Genomic DNA, 14,918 nt, shown 5'->3' on the forward strand with positions numbered 1-14,918 from the left:
GCCCCGCGAAGCCGCGCAGCGTTTTCGCGGGGGAGTTACTCCGCGCTCGCCTCGTCGAGCGCCGCCACCTGCGCCGGGCTGAGGCCGAGCGCCGTCGCGCCCAGCAGATCCTCCAACTGGTCGGCGCTGGTGGCGCTGGCGATCGGCGCTGTCACCGCTGGCTTCGCCAGCAGCCAGGCGATGGCGACCTGCGTCGGCGTCGCCGCTGTCTCGCCGGCGACGGCGTCGAGCGCCGCCAGCACCTTCAGCCCGCGCGGCGTCAGGTACTTGCCCATGTTGCCGCCGCGCTTGCTCTTGCCGAAATCCGCCTCCGACCGGTACTTGCCGCTGAGGAAGCCCGAGGCCAGCGCATAGTAGTTGATGACACCGATGCCCTCTGCCTGGCAGAGCGGCCCGAGCGCCTCCTCGAAGACCTTGCGGTCCATCAGGTTGTAAAGCGGCTGCAAGGTTTCGTAGCGCGGCAGGCCGTCTCTCGTGCTCACCTCCAGCGCCTGCTTCAGCCGCGGCGCGCTGTAGTTGGAGGCGCCAATGGCTCGCACCTTGCCTGCCTTGATGAGGTCGGCAAAGGCGCCGAGCGTCTCTTCCAGCGGCACCGTTTCGTCGTCCTTGTGCGCCTGGTAGAGATCGATGACATCAGTCTGCAAGCGGCGCAGGCTGGCCTCGATCTCTTGCATGATCCAGGCGCGCGAGAGGCCCTGCTCGCCTGAGCCCATCTTCATGCCGACCTTGGTGGCGATGACGACCTGCCCGCGCTTGCCGCTCGCCTTCAGCCACTCGCCGATGATGGTCTCGCTCTCGCCGCCCTGATGGCCCGGCGCCCAGGCGGAATAGACATCCGCCGTATCGATGGCGTGGAGCCCGGCATCCACCAGCCGGTCCAGGATGCGATGCGAGTGGGCCTTGTTGATGGTCCAGCCGAAGACGTTGCCGCCGAACATCAGCGGCGGGACCTTGATGCCGGATCGGCCGAGGCTGCGCTGTTCCATGCTCCATCTCCCTGGGGTGGGGAGGAGCATGGGGTCGGCCCCGGGCTATGTCAGCCCTTCATCAGCCCGGCCGCGGTCAGCGCCTTGCGGATCACCCCGCCCGGATCGATCGAGGTGAGCTTGATCCCGCCCAGGCTGAAATCCTCACCTGCCGCGGGCTGCTCGGCCCGGTTCCCCTCCTGGTCGATGACCGTGCGGGGCGCAGCGGCGCCGGCCGGGCGCGCCTGGCCCTGCGGCTGGCGCACCGGTTGCTCCACCGGCAGGCCGAAGAACTCGGCAATGGTGGCGGTGGAGCCGATCCCGGCCTGGAGGAAGTAGGGCCCTGCCTGGCCGATGCCGCTGGCATCCAGCGGCACGCCGTGCGCCATGCCGGCGACGGTGTGATGCTCCAGCACCACCTGCCCCTTGGCATCGCGCCAGGCCACCGCCCGGTGCGTGCCGCTGCCCGATTCGACCGGCGCCCCGGTGGTGCCGTGCAGCGCCGCCCATTGCCGGGTGAGTTGCTCGGCATTAGCCGGCCGGACGGTGGTATCCGCATCGCCCTGCCAGATGGAGACGCGCGGCCAAGGGCCACGGTGCGGCGAGGCCGCCCGCACCAGCGCCGCCCAGTCGGCCGCTGCGCGGGGCTTGCCCGTGGCCATGGCCTCGAAGGCCTCCGGCATGCTGCTCGCCGCGCCGTAGGGCAGGCCGGCGATGATGGCGCCGGCGGCGAAATCCTCCGGGTAGGTGGCAAGCAGGTTGGCTGCCATGGCTCCGCCGGCCGACAGGCCGGTGACGAAGACCCGCTTCGGGTCGATACCCCGCGTCGCCACCATGTATTGAATGGCGGAATGGATGGAGGCGACCTCGCCCTGGCCGCGCGTCGAGTCGCCCGCCTCGAACCAGTTGAAGCAGCGGTTCGGGTTGTTGGCCTGGCGCTGTTCCGGCAGCAGCACGGCGAAGCGCCCGGCCTCGGCAAGCGTCGTCCAGCCGCTGCCCGTGGCATAGCCCGCCGCGGTCTGGGTGCAGCCATGCAGGGCAACCACCAGCGGGGCGCCCTGGGGCAGCTCATCCGGCAAATAGGCCAGCATGCGGACCGACCCGGGATCGGGGCCGAAGCCGGCCAGCTCGACGAGGCTGCCTTCATCCGTCGCGGCGCCGGCCGCGGCGCTCATCCTAGCCTGCGACTGGCGAACCAAGTCGGACAGGCGGCTGCGCATTTGGTTCAAAGGCTGATCCTTTCGGGCGGTGTGCGGAATGGCCCGCGTCTCATGCGGCCCTAGCGTATCGGTACGGCCCGGGTTTCGCTGCACTGCAACATGGGTTTTTGTCTCCTCGTATTCCAGGCTGCAACGCCAAGCGGTCATGAACGTTAAGGGAACACGACCAAGGAGCTTTCCATGACCGAGAACCCGAAGACCGACGCCGAGCCCGGCTCCAACACCATCAAGGACCCGGATGACTGGACCACCGGCGACGAGAAGATGACCGGCGCCCAGGCCAGCTACCTCAAGACCCTCAGCGAGGAAGCCGGCGAGGAATTCGACCCAGAGCTGACCAAGGCCGACGCCTCCCGCCGCATCGACGAGCTGCAGGCCAAGACCGGCCGGGGCAAGTAGCCTCCGCCCGCTTGTCCCGAGGCATCCCCCCATGCTTAAGCAGGGGGGATGACCTCGGACAGGCTCCCCACCAGCCGATGACCCCGCTGAATGCGCGACGGCTGGCAAATTTCCGCGCGAACCGGCGCGGCTGGTGGTCCCTCTGGATCTTCGCCGCGCTCTTCGTCGTCACCCTCTTCGCCGAATTCATCGCCAACGACCGTCCGCTGATGGCGCGGGTGGATGACCGCTGGTTCGTCCCCGTCCTCGCCGACTATGCCGAGAGCGACATCCTTCCCGACGGCCTCCCCACCGAGGCCGACTGGCACGACCCGGCCCTGGTCGAGGAGATCGCGCAGCGCGGCGGCTGGATGCTCTGGCCCGCCATCCCCTATTCCTACGCGACGGTGGTGCGCGACCTCGGCCGCCCGGCGCCCTCGCCGCCCTCGGCCCGCAACTGGCTCGGCACCGACGACCAGGCGCGCGACGTGCTGGCCCGCGTCATCTACGGCTTCCGCATCTCGGTGCTGTTCGGCTTCACGCTCACCATCCTCGGCTCGGCCATCGGCATCGCCGCCGGCGCGGTGCAGGGCTTCTACGGCGGGCTGACCGACCTGCTCTTCCAGCGCTTCATCGAGATCTGGTCGGGCATGCCGCAGCTCTTCCTGCTGATCATCCTCGCCAGCATCATCCAGCCGAGCTTCTGGATCCTGCTCGCCTTCCTCCTCGCCTTCTCCTGGATGGCGCTGACCGGCGTGGTGCGGGCGGAATTCCTCCGCGGCCGCAACCTCGACTACGTCCGCGCCGCCCGCGCCCTCGGCGTTTCCGACACCCGCCTCATGGCCCGCCACATCCTGCCGAATGCGATGGTGGCGACGCTCACCTTCCTGCCCTTCACCCTCTCGGGCAGCGTCACCATCCTCGCCTCGCTCGACTTCCTTGGCTTCGGGCTGCCGCCCGGCTCGCCCTCGCTCGGCGAGCTGCTGAGCCAGGGCAAGAACAACCTCCAGGCCCCCTGGCTTGCGTTCACCGGCTTCATCGTCCTCGGCGGCGTGCTGACCCTGCTGATCTTCGTGGGCGAGGCGGTGCGCGACGCGCTCGACCCGCGCAAGCTCCCGGGCGGCGGCCGATGAGCGCGCCGCTGCTCGCGGTCGAGGACCTGACCCTCGCCTTCGGCCCGCGCCCCGTGGTCCGCAACCTCTCCTTCACCCTCCGCCGCGGCGAGACGCTCGCCCTGGTCGGCGAGAGCGGCAGCGGCAAGTCGCTCTCGGCGCTGTCCACCCTCCGCCTGCTGCCGCCCGCCGCGCGCATCCTCTCCGGCCGCATCACCCTCGACGGCACCGATGTTCTCGCCGCCGACGAGCGCGCCCTGCAACGGCTGCGCGGCGGCGTGGCGGGCATGGTCTTCCAGGAACCGATGACCTCGCTCAACCCGTTGCACGGCATCGGCCGCCAGGTGGGGGAGGCGGTGACGCTCCACCGCCCCCTTGCCGGCGCCGCGCTGCGCGCCCGCGTGCTGGAGTTGCTGCGCATCGCCGGCCTGCCGCGCGCCGAGGAACGCATCGCCGCTTATCCCCACCAGCTCTCCGGCGGCCAGCGCCAGCGGGTGATGATCGCCGCCGCGCTGGCCAACGACCCCAAGCTGCTGATCGCCGACGAGCCGACGACGGCGCTCGACGTCACCATCCAGGCGCAGATCCTGCAGCTGCTGGCCGACCTCAAGGCGCGGCTCGGCATGGCGATGCTGCTTATTACCCACGACCTCGCCATCGTCCGCCGCCATGCCGACCGCGTCGTCGTCATGCGCGACGGGGAGGCGGTGGAGCAGGATGTCGCCGCCGCCCTCTTCGCCGCCCCGCAGCACCCCTATACGCGGATGCTGCTGGCGACCCAGCCTCACGGCCGCCCGGCCCCCATCGCCGCCGGCGCGCCACTGGTGGCGGAGGCCGAGGCCGTACGCGTCCACTTCCCCATCCGCCGCGGCCTGCTCCGCCGCCAGGTCGGGGCGGTGAAGGCGGTCGACGGCGTCTCGCTCGCGGTGCGGGAGGGAGAGACGCTCGGCCTCGTCGGCGAGAGCGGCAGCGGCAAGACCACGCTCGGCCTTGCCTTGCTGCGGCTGGAGGGCAGCCAGGGCGCCATCCGCTTCGAAGGCCAGGACATCCAGCCACTCTCCCGCCGCGCCCTGCGCCCGCTGCGGCGGCGGATGCAGATCGTCTTCCAGGACCCCTACGGCTCGCTTTCGCCCCGCCTCTCCGCCGGCGAAATCGTCGGCGAGGGGCTCGAGGTGCATGAGCCCGGCCTTGCCCGCGCCGCCCGCGAGGCCGCCGTCGCCGACGCGCTGGAGGAGGTCGGCCTCGACCCGGCCATGTCCGGCCGCTACCCGCACGAGTTCAGCGGCGGCCAGCGCCAGCGCATCGCCATCGCCCGCGCCCTCGTGCTCAAGCCACGCCTGCTGGTGCTGGACGAGCCGACCAGCGCGCTCGACGTCACCGTCCAGGCCCAGGTGGTGGAGCTGCTGCGGGCACTCCAGGCCCGGCACCGCCTCGCCTATCTCTTCATCAGCCACGACCTCCGCGTAGTCCGCGCGCTCGCCCACCGCATCATCGTGCTGAAGGACGGGCGCGTGGTGGAGGAAGGCGAGGCGGAGCAACTCGCCACCGCGCCGCGCGAGCCCTATACCCGCGCGCTGATGGCGGCGGCGTTCGATCTACGGGCCGAGGCGGGGGCATGACGGAACTGGAGAGGCTGCGCGCCCTGATGACGGCAGGGCAGGTGAAGCTCGGCGTGCATATCCGCCGGATGAACTCGCCGGGCAGCCCGGTCTACCGCAGCATGGAGAACGTGGCGCCGGCGGCCGTCATCCTCGTCCTGTCCTTCGGCAGCACCATGCTGGTGCATTTCTATCTCGGCGCGGTGGTGCTGGCGGCTGGCTGCTGGTGGTGGCTGGCGAAGCAGCTGCCACGGGTGAAGGACGGCGTCTTCGACCGCACCGCGGCGCTCGTCCTCGCCGACGAACGCCAATTCGATTTCTGGTGGTCGCAGGGCGTGCTCAGCCTCTATGCCCGCCTCGCCGATGGCGAGGAGCGGGCGGCGACCTCCCGGCAGAGCTGGCGGGACTGGGTGCGCGCCCTGCCCGAGGAACTGCAGATACTCGAGCCGAAGGGGAAATAGGATGGCCGTGCTGCTCTCGACCAAGGCCTCCACCATGGAGGACTGGCGCGATGCCCTGCTGGAGGTGGATCCGGGTCTCGAGATCCGCCTTTTCCCCGAGGCCGGCGATCCCTCGGACATCGAGGCCGCGGTCTGCTGGACGGCGCATGACCTGGGAGAGCTGCGCCGCTACCCGAACCTGAAGCTGCTTGTTTCCATGGGCGCCGGGGTGGACCACCTGTTGCGCCCGCCGGGCCCGCCGCCGGGCGTGCCGGTGGCGCGGCTGGTCGATGACCGGCTGACCCAGGGCATGACCGAATGGGTGCTGCTCAACGTGCTGCGCTTCCACCGCCAGGACCCCGAATATCGTGCCCAACAAGCTGCGAAGCTCTGGAACGAGTTGCCGGCGCCCGACACCGCGCGGCGCCACATCGGCATCCTCGGCCTCGGCGCGCTCGGCGGCGATGCGGCCCGCGCCCTGCTGGCGCTCGGCTTCCCGGTGATGGGCTGGTCGCGCCGGCCGAGGTCGCTCCCCGGCGTCGAAGGATTTTGTGGCGATGACGGCCTCGCCGCCATGCTCCGCCGCAGCGACATCCTTGTTTGCCTGCTGCCGTTGACGCCGGAAACGCGCGGCTTGCTCAACGCGCCGCGGCTCTCCCTGCTACCCAATGGCGCCTATCTACTCAATTCCGCCCGCGGCGGCCATATGGTCGCAGCAGACGTGCTGGCCGCGCTCGACAGCGGCCGCCTTGCCGGCGCCGCGCTCGATGTCTTCGAGCCGGAGCCGCTGCCACCAGAGCACCCCTTCTGGATGCACCCCAAGGTCGTGCTGACGCCCCACGCCGCCAGCATCACCATCCCCCGCAGCGCAGCACCTCAGGTCGTGGAGAACATCCATCGGGCGCGGGCGGGCCTCGCGTCCCTGAACTTGGTCGACCTCGCCGCCGGCTACTGACACCTTCCCGCAAAACTGCCGTGCAGTTTTGCGGGGATCCTGGATAGGCGCAGCTCAGCCGGCCTTGCGGTTCTCGCGGGCCGTGTCGGCATTGGCGGGCTCGTTGGCGACTGCCGGCATCTCATGCGTCGTGGTCTCGGCCTCGGACATGATCTGGCGCATGTCGCGCAGGAAGGCGGTGCCCTTCAGCGTGCGCTGCACGATGACGCTGCGGCGGTCCATCGGGTCCACCTTGCGGCGCGCGAGATCAAGCTCGCCGAGCCGGTCGAGCGCCCGGGTGATCGCCGGCTTGGAAACGTTCAGCTCGGCCGCCAGGCCACGCACCGTATGCGGGCCGTCGGTCAGGTAGACCGTAAGGAACACGCCAAGCTGGCGCGCCGAAAGATCAGGTCCATCGCGCCGGACGAGGGCGACTACCGTGTCCCGCAGAATGCCGACCAGCTGGTCGGGGTTGCTCTGTACCGCCATAGCTCCAATCCCCTCGCCCATTGTGGGCCTTTGAACAGTCCGGCGCCCAGGCTCTGGCCTGCTGGCCGGCATCGACAACGCAGTCACTTCAGTCTTGGATAACGCTTTCCCGCTCATGCATCAGAGCGGCTAGACCTGAAAAGTTTCCCCACCATCTCGTTTTCGTTACCGGGTCGGCCCCCTTGCCGCCCCGAACAGATCTGCGAAACCCTGTGCCAGGGCCCGCAAAGCCTGAGCTTCTCCGCCTTCTGGCCGTCCAGGACGGTTGGCGTCGTTCCAGGCGTAGAGGTCGAGATGCGCCCAACGGACGCCCTTGGGCACGAAACGCCGCAGAAATAATGCAGCAACGATCGCCCCAGCCATCGGTCGAGACGAGACGTTGTTCATGTCCGCTACCGTACTATCCAGCCAGGAATCGTAAACGTCATGCAAAGGCAAGCGCCATACTGGATCATGAGTCTCCCGCCCCGCGGCCAGTAGCGTTTCCGCGAGCGCATCGTCAGGAGTGAAAAGCGCGGGTAAATCCGGCCCGAGTGCAACCCGGGCGGCGCCGGTCAGCGTCGCGCAATCGATCATCAGCGCCGGCTCCCGCTCCGCCGCAAAAGCCAGCAGGTCGCAGAGGACGAGTCGCCCCTCGGCATCGGTATTACCGATCTCGACATTGAGGCCGGCCCGGGTGCGGAGCACGTCCATCGGGCGGAAGGCATGGCCGGAGACGGCATTCTCGACGGCGCCGACCAGCACCAGCAGCCGTACCGGCAGGCGCTGCCGCATCACCAGCTCGGCAAGGCCCAGCACGGTCGCGGCGCCGCCCATGTCCTTCTTCATCCGCAGCATGCCGGAGGGTGACTTCAAGTCGAGCCCGCCGGTGTCGAAGCAGACGCCCTTGCCGCAGAGCGCGACCAGGGGCGCCCCAGGCTCGCCCCATTCCAGTATGGCGACCCGCGGCGCCCGCGGGCTGCCAAGGCCCACCGTGGCAAGGGCCGGGAAGCCATCCGCCAGCGCCTCGCCCTCGATGACGCGGCAGGTGGCGCCATGCGCCTCGGCCAGAGATTGCACCTCCGCCGCCAGCTCGGCCGGGCCGAGCAGGTTGGCGGGCATGTTGATGAGGTTCCGGACCCGGTAGGTCGCCTCGGCTGTGGCGATGGCCGTATCGCTGCCCGGTGGTGGCACCAGCCGTGCCGGGGCCTGCCTCGGCGCCTTGAAGCGGGTGAAGCGATAGGCGCCAAGGCACCAGCCAAGCGCCGCCGCCTCGCCATGCGGCGCCGGCTCGACGAGCCGCCAGGCACTGCCGGCGGGCAGGGCCTGGGCCAGGGCGCCGAAGGACCAGGGCGTCACCGTGCCCTCGCCGAGGCCCAGGACCGCGCCAGCCAGCCCTGCCTCGCCCGGCAGCAGCGCCAGTTCCTGCGCCCGTCCGGCGAAACCGATGGTCCGCAGGAAGCCGCCTGCCGCTGCCGGCAGCCGCCCCAGCAGCGCGTCGAGACCAGCCGGGCCGGTATAATGCAACGGCAAGGCATTCTCATCTGGCGCGGCGAGGCAATCGAGCATGGGTCTCCGGAATCCTGATGGGATGACGGTCGCCGGGCCAAGCGATCCACAACCTTCGCGTGTGGCCCGCGCTTAACCTGCTCTGATGGCCGAGCAATGTCCAGTAAATCGCAACAGGTAAGTAACGAAAACGGTTCTCGCCTCCTAGGATACCAACCCGCGCAGATGGTCGCGGATCACCGCGGGCGGGCAGGGCGCCTCCGCCGGTACCAGGGCCGGCCAGTCCTCCACCCCCGGCAGGCGGCCCGGATTGCGCCGCACCAACTCCGTCTTCAGGAAGGGGAAGCCGAGGCGGCGGACCAGCGCCGCCCAAAGGTGATGCGTCGGGTTGAGCGGCTGCTCCGCCAGCAGCGCAGCCCGCGCCTCCGGCGCCATCGCCTCCAGCCCCCGCAGCAGCGGGTGTGAGGCGGCGAGCAGTGCCCGCTCCGCAGGGTCCGCCAGCACCGCCCCGGCCAGCCGCCCATAGCCGAACAGCGCCGCGACCCGGTGCCCGCGCCCGCGCATCCAGCGGGCAAAGCGCAACTCGCCCCGCTGCACGACGAGCCACTTGGAATGGCTGATCCGCATCGCGGCCAGGAAGCGATGCACATCGCCCACCGCCGCCGCGCCGCGCGCAAGCAGCAGGTAGCTCTGCAGATGCGGCCCGCCCTGGATGCTCTCCGTCATGCCGAAGAGCCCGTCCCCGCCGCCGCGCAGCGCCGCGATCACCGGCCCCATCGGGCGGATCGGGCCGAGCACGCTGTCATTGGCGAGCATGAGCTCCGCGGCCTCCGGCCAGCGCCGTGCCGTCTCCGGCGCCAAGTCCCGCCAGGCGCCGAAGTCGAGGCCGAAGTTCCGCCGCTGCGCCAGCAGCGCGGCATGGGCGCGCATCGCCTGCCAGTCCTCCTCCGGCATCGCCGCCGCCATGGTGATGAACACGACGGCGAAGCCCTCCGCCGCCAGCGCCGCCACCTGCCGCAGGACCATTCCCGAAATGCGGCCGGAGGCAGCGTAATGAACATAGAGTGCGACGCTGCGCGCCCCGGGCCGGGCATCCTCGCCTGGCTCCAGCCGCAGCAGGGGTGGCAAACCGGGGTTCAGGCGGCGCCAGGCATCCCGAGGCAGGCTGCGGCCGACTTCCAGCCCAACCTCGAGCACCCGCCGCGCCAGTCGGCCCCAGGTGCCGGCGGTGCTGTAGCCATGGATGGCGCGGCGCAATCCGGGCGGTTGCTCGGTGAGCGCGGTCAGCCGATAGGGCTCGAAATTCATGGGCAGGAGGGGCTGGTCCGGCGGGAGGGAAGGGCGGGCCTTGGTCGGACTCGGTCCGGATGCCAAGACGTCGGCGTCTCGCACGAATCGCAGCCAAGGACCAAGCGATGCCCCTCCTGCCCGGCCGGACCTTGCGGCGCCTCTGGCACGGTCTCTGGGAGCTCCTGCCGGCCTCCGCCCTGCCGTTCCGACTGCGTCTAGGCGGCTTGGCGCGGCGGATGCTGCGCCAGGTGCCCTGGCTCACTCGCGACGAATTGCAGGACCCGAACGATCCGGTGAGTTACCGCGCCTGGCTCGCCCGGCAGGGACCGGCCGTCGCCGCCCCCCTTCCGGCGGGGCCGGTGATCTCCCTGGTGATGCCGGCCGAGGGGGAGGCGGTGGTGGAGCTGCGCGCGGCCATCGAGGCGCTGCACGGCCAGCTCTACCCAGGTTGGGAGCTGTGTCTGGTCACGCCTGAAGCCTCGTCGGCCCTCGTGGAACTGGCGGCGGGTGATCCGCGCATTCGCTTGCTGCCGCCGGGGCCGGCCGCCGGTCTCGGCAGCGGCGACTGGCTCGCAACCCTACCGGCCGCCGACCGGCTGGCACCGCATGCGCTCCTGGCCGTCGCGGCGGAGCTGACTGCCCATCCCGAGGCGATGCTGGCCTATTCCGACGAGGACCGGATCGACGCCAAAGGCCTGCGCCACAGCCCCTGGTTCAAGCCGGATGCCGATGCCGTGCTGCTGCTCCAGCAGGATCTGGCCTGCCGCCTCGGCGTGGTCCGGCGGGCGGCGCTGACGCAGGACGACCGGCTGGACCAAGCCCTGGCGACGCGCCTCGTCGCCGCCCACGGACCGCGATGCCTCCGCCACCTCCCGCAGGTGCTGTACCACCGGCGGCAGGCGCCCGGCCGGGAGCCTGGCTGGCTGCCACTCACCGCAGCCGTGCCGGATCCGGCGCCGCTCGTCTCCGTCATCATCCCGACGCGGGACGGCGCCGCCATGCTGGAGGCCTGCACCGCCGGCCTGCTCGGGCGCACCGACTACCCAGCGATCGAACTCCTGATCGTCGACAACGGCAGCACCGCCCTCGAGACCTTCGCCCTGTTCGACCGGCTGCGGCGGGACCCGCGGGTACGCATCCTCGCCGCGCCCGGACCCTTCAACTACTCCGCCCTCAACAACCGGGCCGCGGTCGAGGCGCGCGGCGAGGTGCTGCTGCTGCTGAACAACGACATCGAAGTGATCGGCCCCGGTTGGCTGCGCGAGATGGTCGGGCTGCTGCTGCGGCCGGGCATCGGCGCGGTCGGGGCGAAGTTGCTCTACCCCAATGGCACTCTGCAGCATGGCGGCGTGGTGATCGGCCAGGGCGGCGTCGCCGGGCATTACCTGCCACAAGCCGCGCCCGGCGCCGCCGGCCATGCCGGCTCCCTCCGATTGGTGCGTGAGGTCTCCGCGGCGACGGCGGCCTGCCTCGCGGTGCGGCGGGCGGTGTTCGAGGCGGTAGGCGGGCTGGATGCGGAGGCGCTAGCCGTCGCCTTCAACGACATCGATCTCTGCCTGCGCATCCGCGAGGCCGGCTGGCGCATCCTGTGGACGCCGCTCGCAGAGCTGTACCACCACGAATCGGCCACCCGCGGCGATGACGTGACCGGGGCGAAGGCGCGGCGCTTCGCCAGCGAGATCGCCCATATGCAGCGGCGCTGGGGCGAGACCTTGCGGCGCGATCCCTTCGCCAATCCCAATCTCGACTACAGCCACCCGATCCCGGTGCTGTCGGACGCCCTGCCGCGCCCTAGGCGGCACGCGGCAGGCCCCACCGCGCCAGCCCCTGCCGACGACAAGGCTGGATAGCGCCCTCGAAGTCAGGGGAGGCGATGCCTCGCCTCCCCCGTCGCCTTACCACCAGTGGCGCCGGCTGTGGCCGCCAAGGGAGCTGGCAGTCAGCACGCCGAGCGCATAGCCGATGACGCCGGCGACGAGCAGCGCGATCGCCGGCTGCTGCTTCACCACATGCCCGACCTGGCTCGCCGCGGCCTCGGCGCCCTTGCGCACATCGCCGTAGACCTCCTGCGCCTGCCCGGCCACCTGGCGGGCGACGCCCTCGGCACGCTGGCTGCCGCTGCCGGTGACCTCGCCGAAAACTTCCTGGGCCTTGCCGGCCACGCCGCGTGCGGCGCCTTCGAGATTGTCGCTGTTCATGGTTCGAGTCCTTCTCGTTTCATGGGATGATTAGGTCGATGGATCAGGCGGCCAGCGCCGGCCAAGGCCGCCGCCATCCCCGGCAGCAGTGCGAGGAAGCCGGGTCGGCCGCTTGTGTTCCGCCCCGGCAAGCGGGCTCTGGTGACGCGCCGGGCGAGGAACCGGCCCATTCGGCCTTGCGCTGGCCCGACGCAGGACCGACTGAGCCAATGTTACCGCGTGATGTCGCGGACGGTGTCCTTCGCCTTGCCCGCGCCGCTCTGCACCTTGCCCTCGGCCTTCTCGGCAACACCCTCGGCCTGGGTTGCCGCGTCGCCGGTGACCTTGCCGATCGCCTCCTTCACCGAGCCCTTCACCTGCTTCGCGGCACCGGCAATACGATCCTTGTCCATGTGAACCCTCCTTGTTGTTCGTGCCCAGACGGCACCTTGACCCGGAGCGGCGATCCAGCCGGGGGCCGGTCCATAACCTGATCGAACCGGGCAGGTTCCGTTTGGTGCCGCACGATTTTGGGTGCCGAAGCGCAGCGACAATGGAAGCAGATGCATCAATCAATTAGGGCATTTGCGCTATTTTCGATGTTTCACGCGACCGGATTGGAGTGTCGCTCCTGTAAACCCCTGCTCCCGCGCCCAGACGACGAGGGCGGCCCGGCTATGCACATCGGTCCGGGCATAGAGCGCGTTGACGTGGTTGCGCACGGTGGCCAGGGACAGGCCGAGGCGTCTGGCGATGGCGTTGTTGTCGAGTCCTTCGCAGACCAGCCCAAGCACCTCGCGGCGGCGCCCCGAGATGTCGGCGATCTCGCCGCCCGGCTTCGTGCCGCGACGGCCCGGCTGGCGCAGGCGCGTAAGGGCCTGCAGCATGGTGTAGTGGAACCACGATGTGTCCTGCATGACCGCTTCGAGAGCGGCGACGACATCCGCCTCGGTGCGCCGCTGCTCGGTGATGTCGAGGAAGGTCAGCAGGGCGTGCGGCCGATCTTGGATGCTGACGGTCTCGGCCGAGACCAGGCAGTCCATTGCCTCGCCTTCCCGCGGGCGGAGCCGTGTGGCGAAGGCCTGGACCGTGCCGGTTTCGGCGAGCAGGCGCTCGAATTCCTGGTGCGCCGACTGGTCTTCCCAGAAGTGCAGCTCCGTCGCGCCGCGGCCGAGCACATCGGCCTCGGCATGGCCGAAGGTCTGCCGGAAGGCGTCGTTGACCAGCACGAAGCGCAACCCGTCATCTTCGGTCTCGGTGATCGCCATGGGCACGGGCGCGAGGCGGAACGCCTTGGCGAAGCGCTCCTCGCTCTGGCGCAGCAGCGTCTCCGCCCGCCGCCGCGGCTCGAGGTCGGCGAAGGTGAAGAGCATGCAGGCCGCGTCGCCTACGTCGATCGGCTGGCCGGCGACGATGACGAGCTTGGCGCTGCCATCGGCGAGCCGCAGCGAGGCCTCCATCTGCGGGACAGTCCGGCCCTCGCGCAGCCGCTCGACCGCGAGTTCGCGCTGGTCAGCGCCATCGAGCACGTCGAGTTCGTAAAGCGAGCGGCCGATGACGTCCTCGCGCGTGTAGCCGGTGAGTTCGAGGAAGCCGGCATTCACCTTCACGTAGCGCAGGTCGGCGAGGCGCAGGATCGTCGCCGGCGCAGGATTCGCGCCGAAGGTCCGTTCGAAGCGTTCCTCGGCGTCGTACCGCTCCGTCTCGTCGCTGAGGATGAGCGCCAGGCAATCGGGACGGCCATCGGCATCGGTGAGGGCGAGGCTGCGGATGCGGTGCGTCCAGAGCGGCTCCGCGCTGCCTGCCGGCGCGACCTGCACGACCACTTCGTCGAAGGCCTCGCCAGAGAGGATGCGCTCCATCGGATAAGCCCCTTCGGGCAGGCGGTGCTGGTTGCGGTAGCGCAGCTCGAAGCGCGTCCGGTAATCCGAGACCGTGCGGCCGAGATCCTCGATCCGCTCGATGCCATGCATCTCGAGGCTGCGCGGATTGGCCCAGGCGATGGTCTGGTCAAGTTCGATGAGGATGACACCCTCGGTCAGGGCGGTGACGAGCTGCTGCAATTGCCGGTGGTCCGCCTGATGCCGGGCGGGGAACAATGTCTCGTCTCCTTGATCCGCCATGGGAAACCCTCGTTCGTGCGGCCGCTACGGCCGTGGCACGAAAGGGGGAATGGCCGCCCCGAGTTCCGGGGGCGTCGTCATCGCCGGTCAGGCTGTGCCGGCGAACCAGGCGGCGACGGCGGCGACCGAGGGCAGCACCAGCGTACCGGCCGGTGCCTTCGCCACCTCGGCAGCATCCTCGCTTGCCAGGATGCGCGTGCCGATGCCGACGGCGAGCGCCGCCTGCATGTCGCTCGCCTTGTCGCCCAGCATCAGCGAGGCGCCGAGCGCGATGCCATGCGCCGACGCCGCATCCAGCAGCATGCCCGGCCCCGGCTTCCGCCGCGGCGTCTCGCGCCTGTAGCGGCCGATGCCGTGCTGCGGATGGTCGGGGCAGTATTCCACGGCGTGGAGCGGCGCGCCCTCATGGTCGAAGCGCTCGCCCATCCAGCGCATCAGCGCGTGGAAGTTGTCCTCGGTGTAGAGCCCCCGCCCGATGCCCGACTGGTTGGTTGCGACCACCAGCAGCAGCCCGCGCGCCGCCGCCTCCCGGCAGAGCGCGAAGATGCCGGGGACGAACGCCACCTGGTCCGGCCGGTGCACATAGCCATGGTCGATGTTGACGATGCCGTCGCGGTCGAGGAAGAGCGCCCGCCTCACGGTTCGCCGAGGACCTCGGTGACGGTACCGTCCTGTGCGATGCGGCCAGCGTCGAGGCGGATGAC

15 protein-coding genes are annotated in these 14,918 nt (G+C 70.3%); 6 read left to right on the plus strand and 9 right to left on the minus strand.

The window, feature by feature from the left end:
* Nucleotides 1-35: 35 nt before the first annotated feature.
* Complete coding sequence (locus JMJ56_RS26455; RefSeq protein ID WP_202834753.1) at nucleotides 36-986, minus strand: aldo/keto reductase; 951 nt, start codon at nucleotides 984-986, stop codon at nucleotides 36-38.
* 50 nt (nucleotides 987-1,036) lie between these two features.
* Complete coding sequence (locus JMJ56_RS26460; RefSeq protein ID WP_202834754.1) at nucleotides 1,037-2,140, minus strand: extracellular catalytic domain type 1 short-chain-length polyhydroxyalkanoate depolymerase; 1,104 nt, start codon at nucleotides 2,138-2,140, stop codon at nucleotides 1,037-1,039.
* A 225-nt stretch (nucleotides 2,141-2,365) separates the two neighbouring features.
* Here JMJ56_RS26460 and JMJ56_RS26465 point away from each other — a divergent pair, with 225 nt between their 5' ends.
* The 5 genes from JMJ56_RS26465 to JMJ56_RS26485 all read left to right on the plus strand — a co-directional run bounded on the left by JMJ56_RS26465 (nucleotide 2,366) and on the right by JMJ56_RS26485 (nucleotide 6,668).
* A complete protein-coding gene (locus JMJ56_RS26465) occupies nucleotides 2,366-2,584 on the plus strand; it encodes a DUF3072 domain-containing protein (RefSeq protein ID WP_043361174.1) in 219 nt (72 codons plus the stop codon).
* 77 nt (nucleotides 2,585-2,661) lie between these two features.
* Nucleotides 2,662-3,696, plus strand: coding sequence for an ABC transporter permease (locus tag JMJ56_RS26470; RefSeq protein WP_202834755.1), 1,035 nt, complete (start codon nucleotides 2,662-2,664; stop codon nucleotides 3,694-3,696).
* A complete protein-coding gene (locus JMJ56_RS26475) occupies nucleotides 3,693-5,294 on the plus strand; it encodes an ABC transporter ATP-binding protein (protein WP_202834756.1) in 1,602 nt (533 codons plus the stop codon). Before JMJ56_RS26470 ends, JMJ56_RS26475 begins: the two co-directional genes overlap by 4 nt.
* On the plus strand, nucleotides 5,291-5,734 hold the full coding sequence (locus JMJ56_RS26480; RefSeq protein WP_202834757.1) for a hypothetical protein: 444 nt from the start codon (nucleotides 5,291-5,293) through the stop codon (nucleotides 5,732-5,734). Before JMJ56_RS26475 ends, JMJ56_RS26480 begins: the two co-directional genes overlap by 4 nt.
* Nucleotide 5,735: 1 nt before the next feature.
* Nucleotides 5,736-6,668: a 2-hydroxyacid dehydrogenase gene (locus JMJ56_RS26485; RefSeq protein WP_202834758.1), complete on the plus strand. Its 933-nt coding sequence runs from the start codon at nucleotides 5,736-5,738 to the stop codon at nucleotides 6,666-6,668.
* Between the two features lie 54 nt (nucleotides 6,669-6,722).
* Here the strand turns inward: JMJ56_RS26485 and JMJ56_RS26490 are convergent, their stop codons facing one another.
* The 3 genes from JMJ56_RS26490 to JMJ56_RS26500 form a co-directional block, all read right to left on the minus strand.
* Entirely contained in the window at nucleotides 6,723-7,136 is a 414-nt protein-coding gene (locus JMJ56_RS26490; protein WP_043361185.1) for a MarR family transcriptional regulator, read from the minus strand.
* Nucleotides 7,137-7,301: 165 nt separating this feature from the next.
* Nucleotides 7,302-8,684 (minus strand): leucyl aminopeptidase family protein, encoded by a 1,383-nt coding sequence (locus JMJ56_RS26495; RefSeq protein WP_202834759.1) that lies wholly within the window; start codon nucleotides 8,682-8,684, stop codon nucleotides 7,302-7,304.
* A 144-nt stretch (nucleotides 8,685-8,828) separates the two neighbouring features.
* Nucleotides 8,829-9,932 (minus strand): hypothetical protein, encoded by a 1,104-nt coding sequence (locus JMJ56_RS26500; protein ID WP_202834760.1) that lies wholly within the window; start codon nucleotides 9,930-9,932, stop codon nucleotides 8,829-8,831.
* 107 nt (nucleotides 9,933-10,039) lie between these two features.
* Here JMJ56_RS26500 and JMJ56_RS26505 point away from each other — a divergent pair, with 107 nt between their 5' ends.
* Complete coding sequence (locus JMJ56_RS26505; protein ID WP_202834761.1) at nucleotides 10,040-11,764, plus strand: glycosyltransferase family 2 protein; 1,725 nt, start codon at nucleotides 10,040-10,042, stop codon at nucleotides 11,762-11,764.
* A 45-nt stretch (nucleotides 11,765-11,809) separates the two neighbouring features.
* On the opposite strand, the gene JMJ56_RS26510 is transcribed toward JMJ56_RS26505, so the two are convergent.
* From JMJ56_RS26510 to JMJ56_RS26525, 4 genes are all read right to left on the minus strand, one after another.
* Entirely contained in the window at nucleotides 11,810-12,112 is a 303-nt protein-coding gene (locus tag JMJ56_RS26510; protein ID WP_202834762.1) for a CsbD family protein, read from the minus strand.
* 212 nt (nucleotides 12,113-12,324) lie between these two features.
* Nucleotides 12,325-12,504 (minus strand): CsbD family protein, encoded by a 180-nt coding sequence (locus JMJ56_RS26515; protein WP_202834763.1) that lies wholly within the window; start codon nucleotides 12,502-12,504, stop codon nucleotides 12,325-12,327.
* Between the two features lie 177 nt (nucleotides 12,505-12,681).
* Nucleotides 12,682-14,214, minus strand: coding sequence for a PAS domain S-box protein (locus tag JMJ56_RS26520; RefSeq protein WP_202834764.1), 1,533 nt, complete (start codon nucleotides 14,212-14,214; stop codon nucleotides 12,682-12,684).
* A gap of 87 nt (nucleotides 14,215-14,301) precedes the next feature.
* A complete protein-coding gene (locus tag JMJ56_RS26525) occupies nucleotides 14,302-14,853 on the minus strand; it encodes a D-glycero-alpha-D-manno-heptose-1,7-bisphosphate 7-phosphatase (protein WP_202834765.1) in 552 nt (183 codons plus the stop codon).
* Nucleotides 14,854-14,918: the final 65 nt, after the last annotated feature.

Source organism: Belnapia arida (assembly GCF_016773205.1).
Lineage (GTDB): Bacteria > Pseudomonadota > Alphaproteobacteria > Acetobacterales > Acetobacteraceae > Belnapia > Belnapia arida.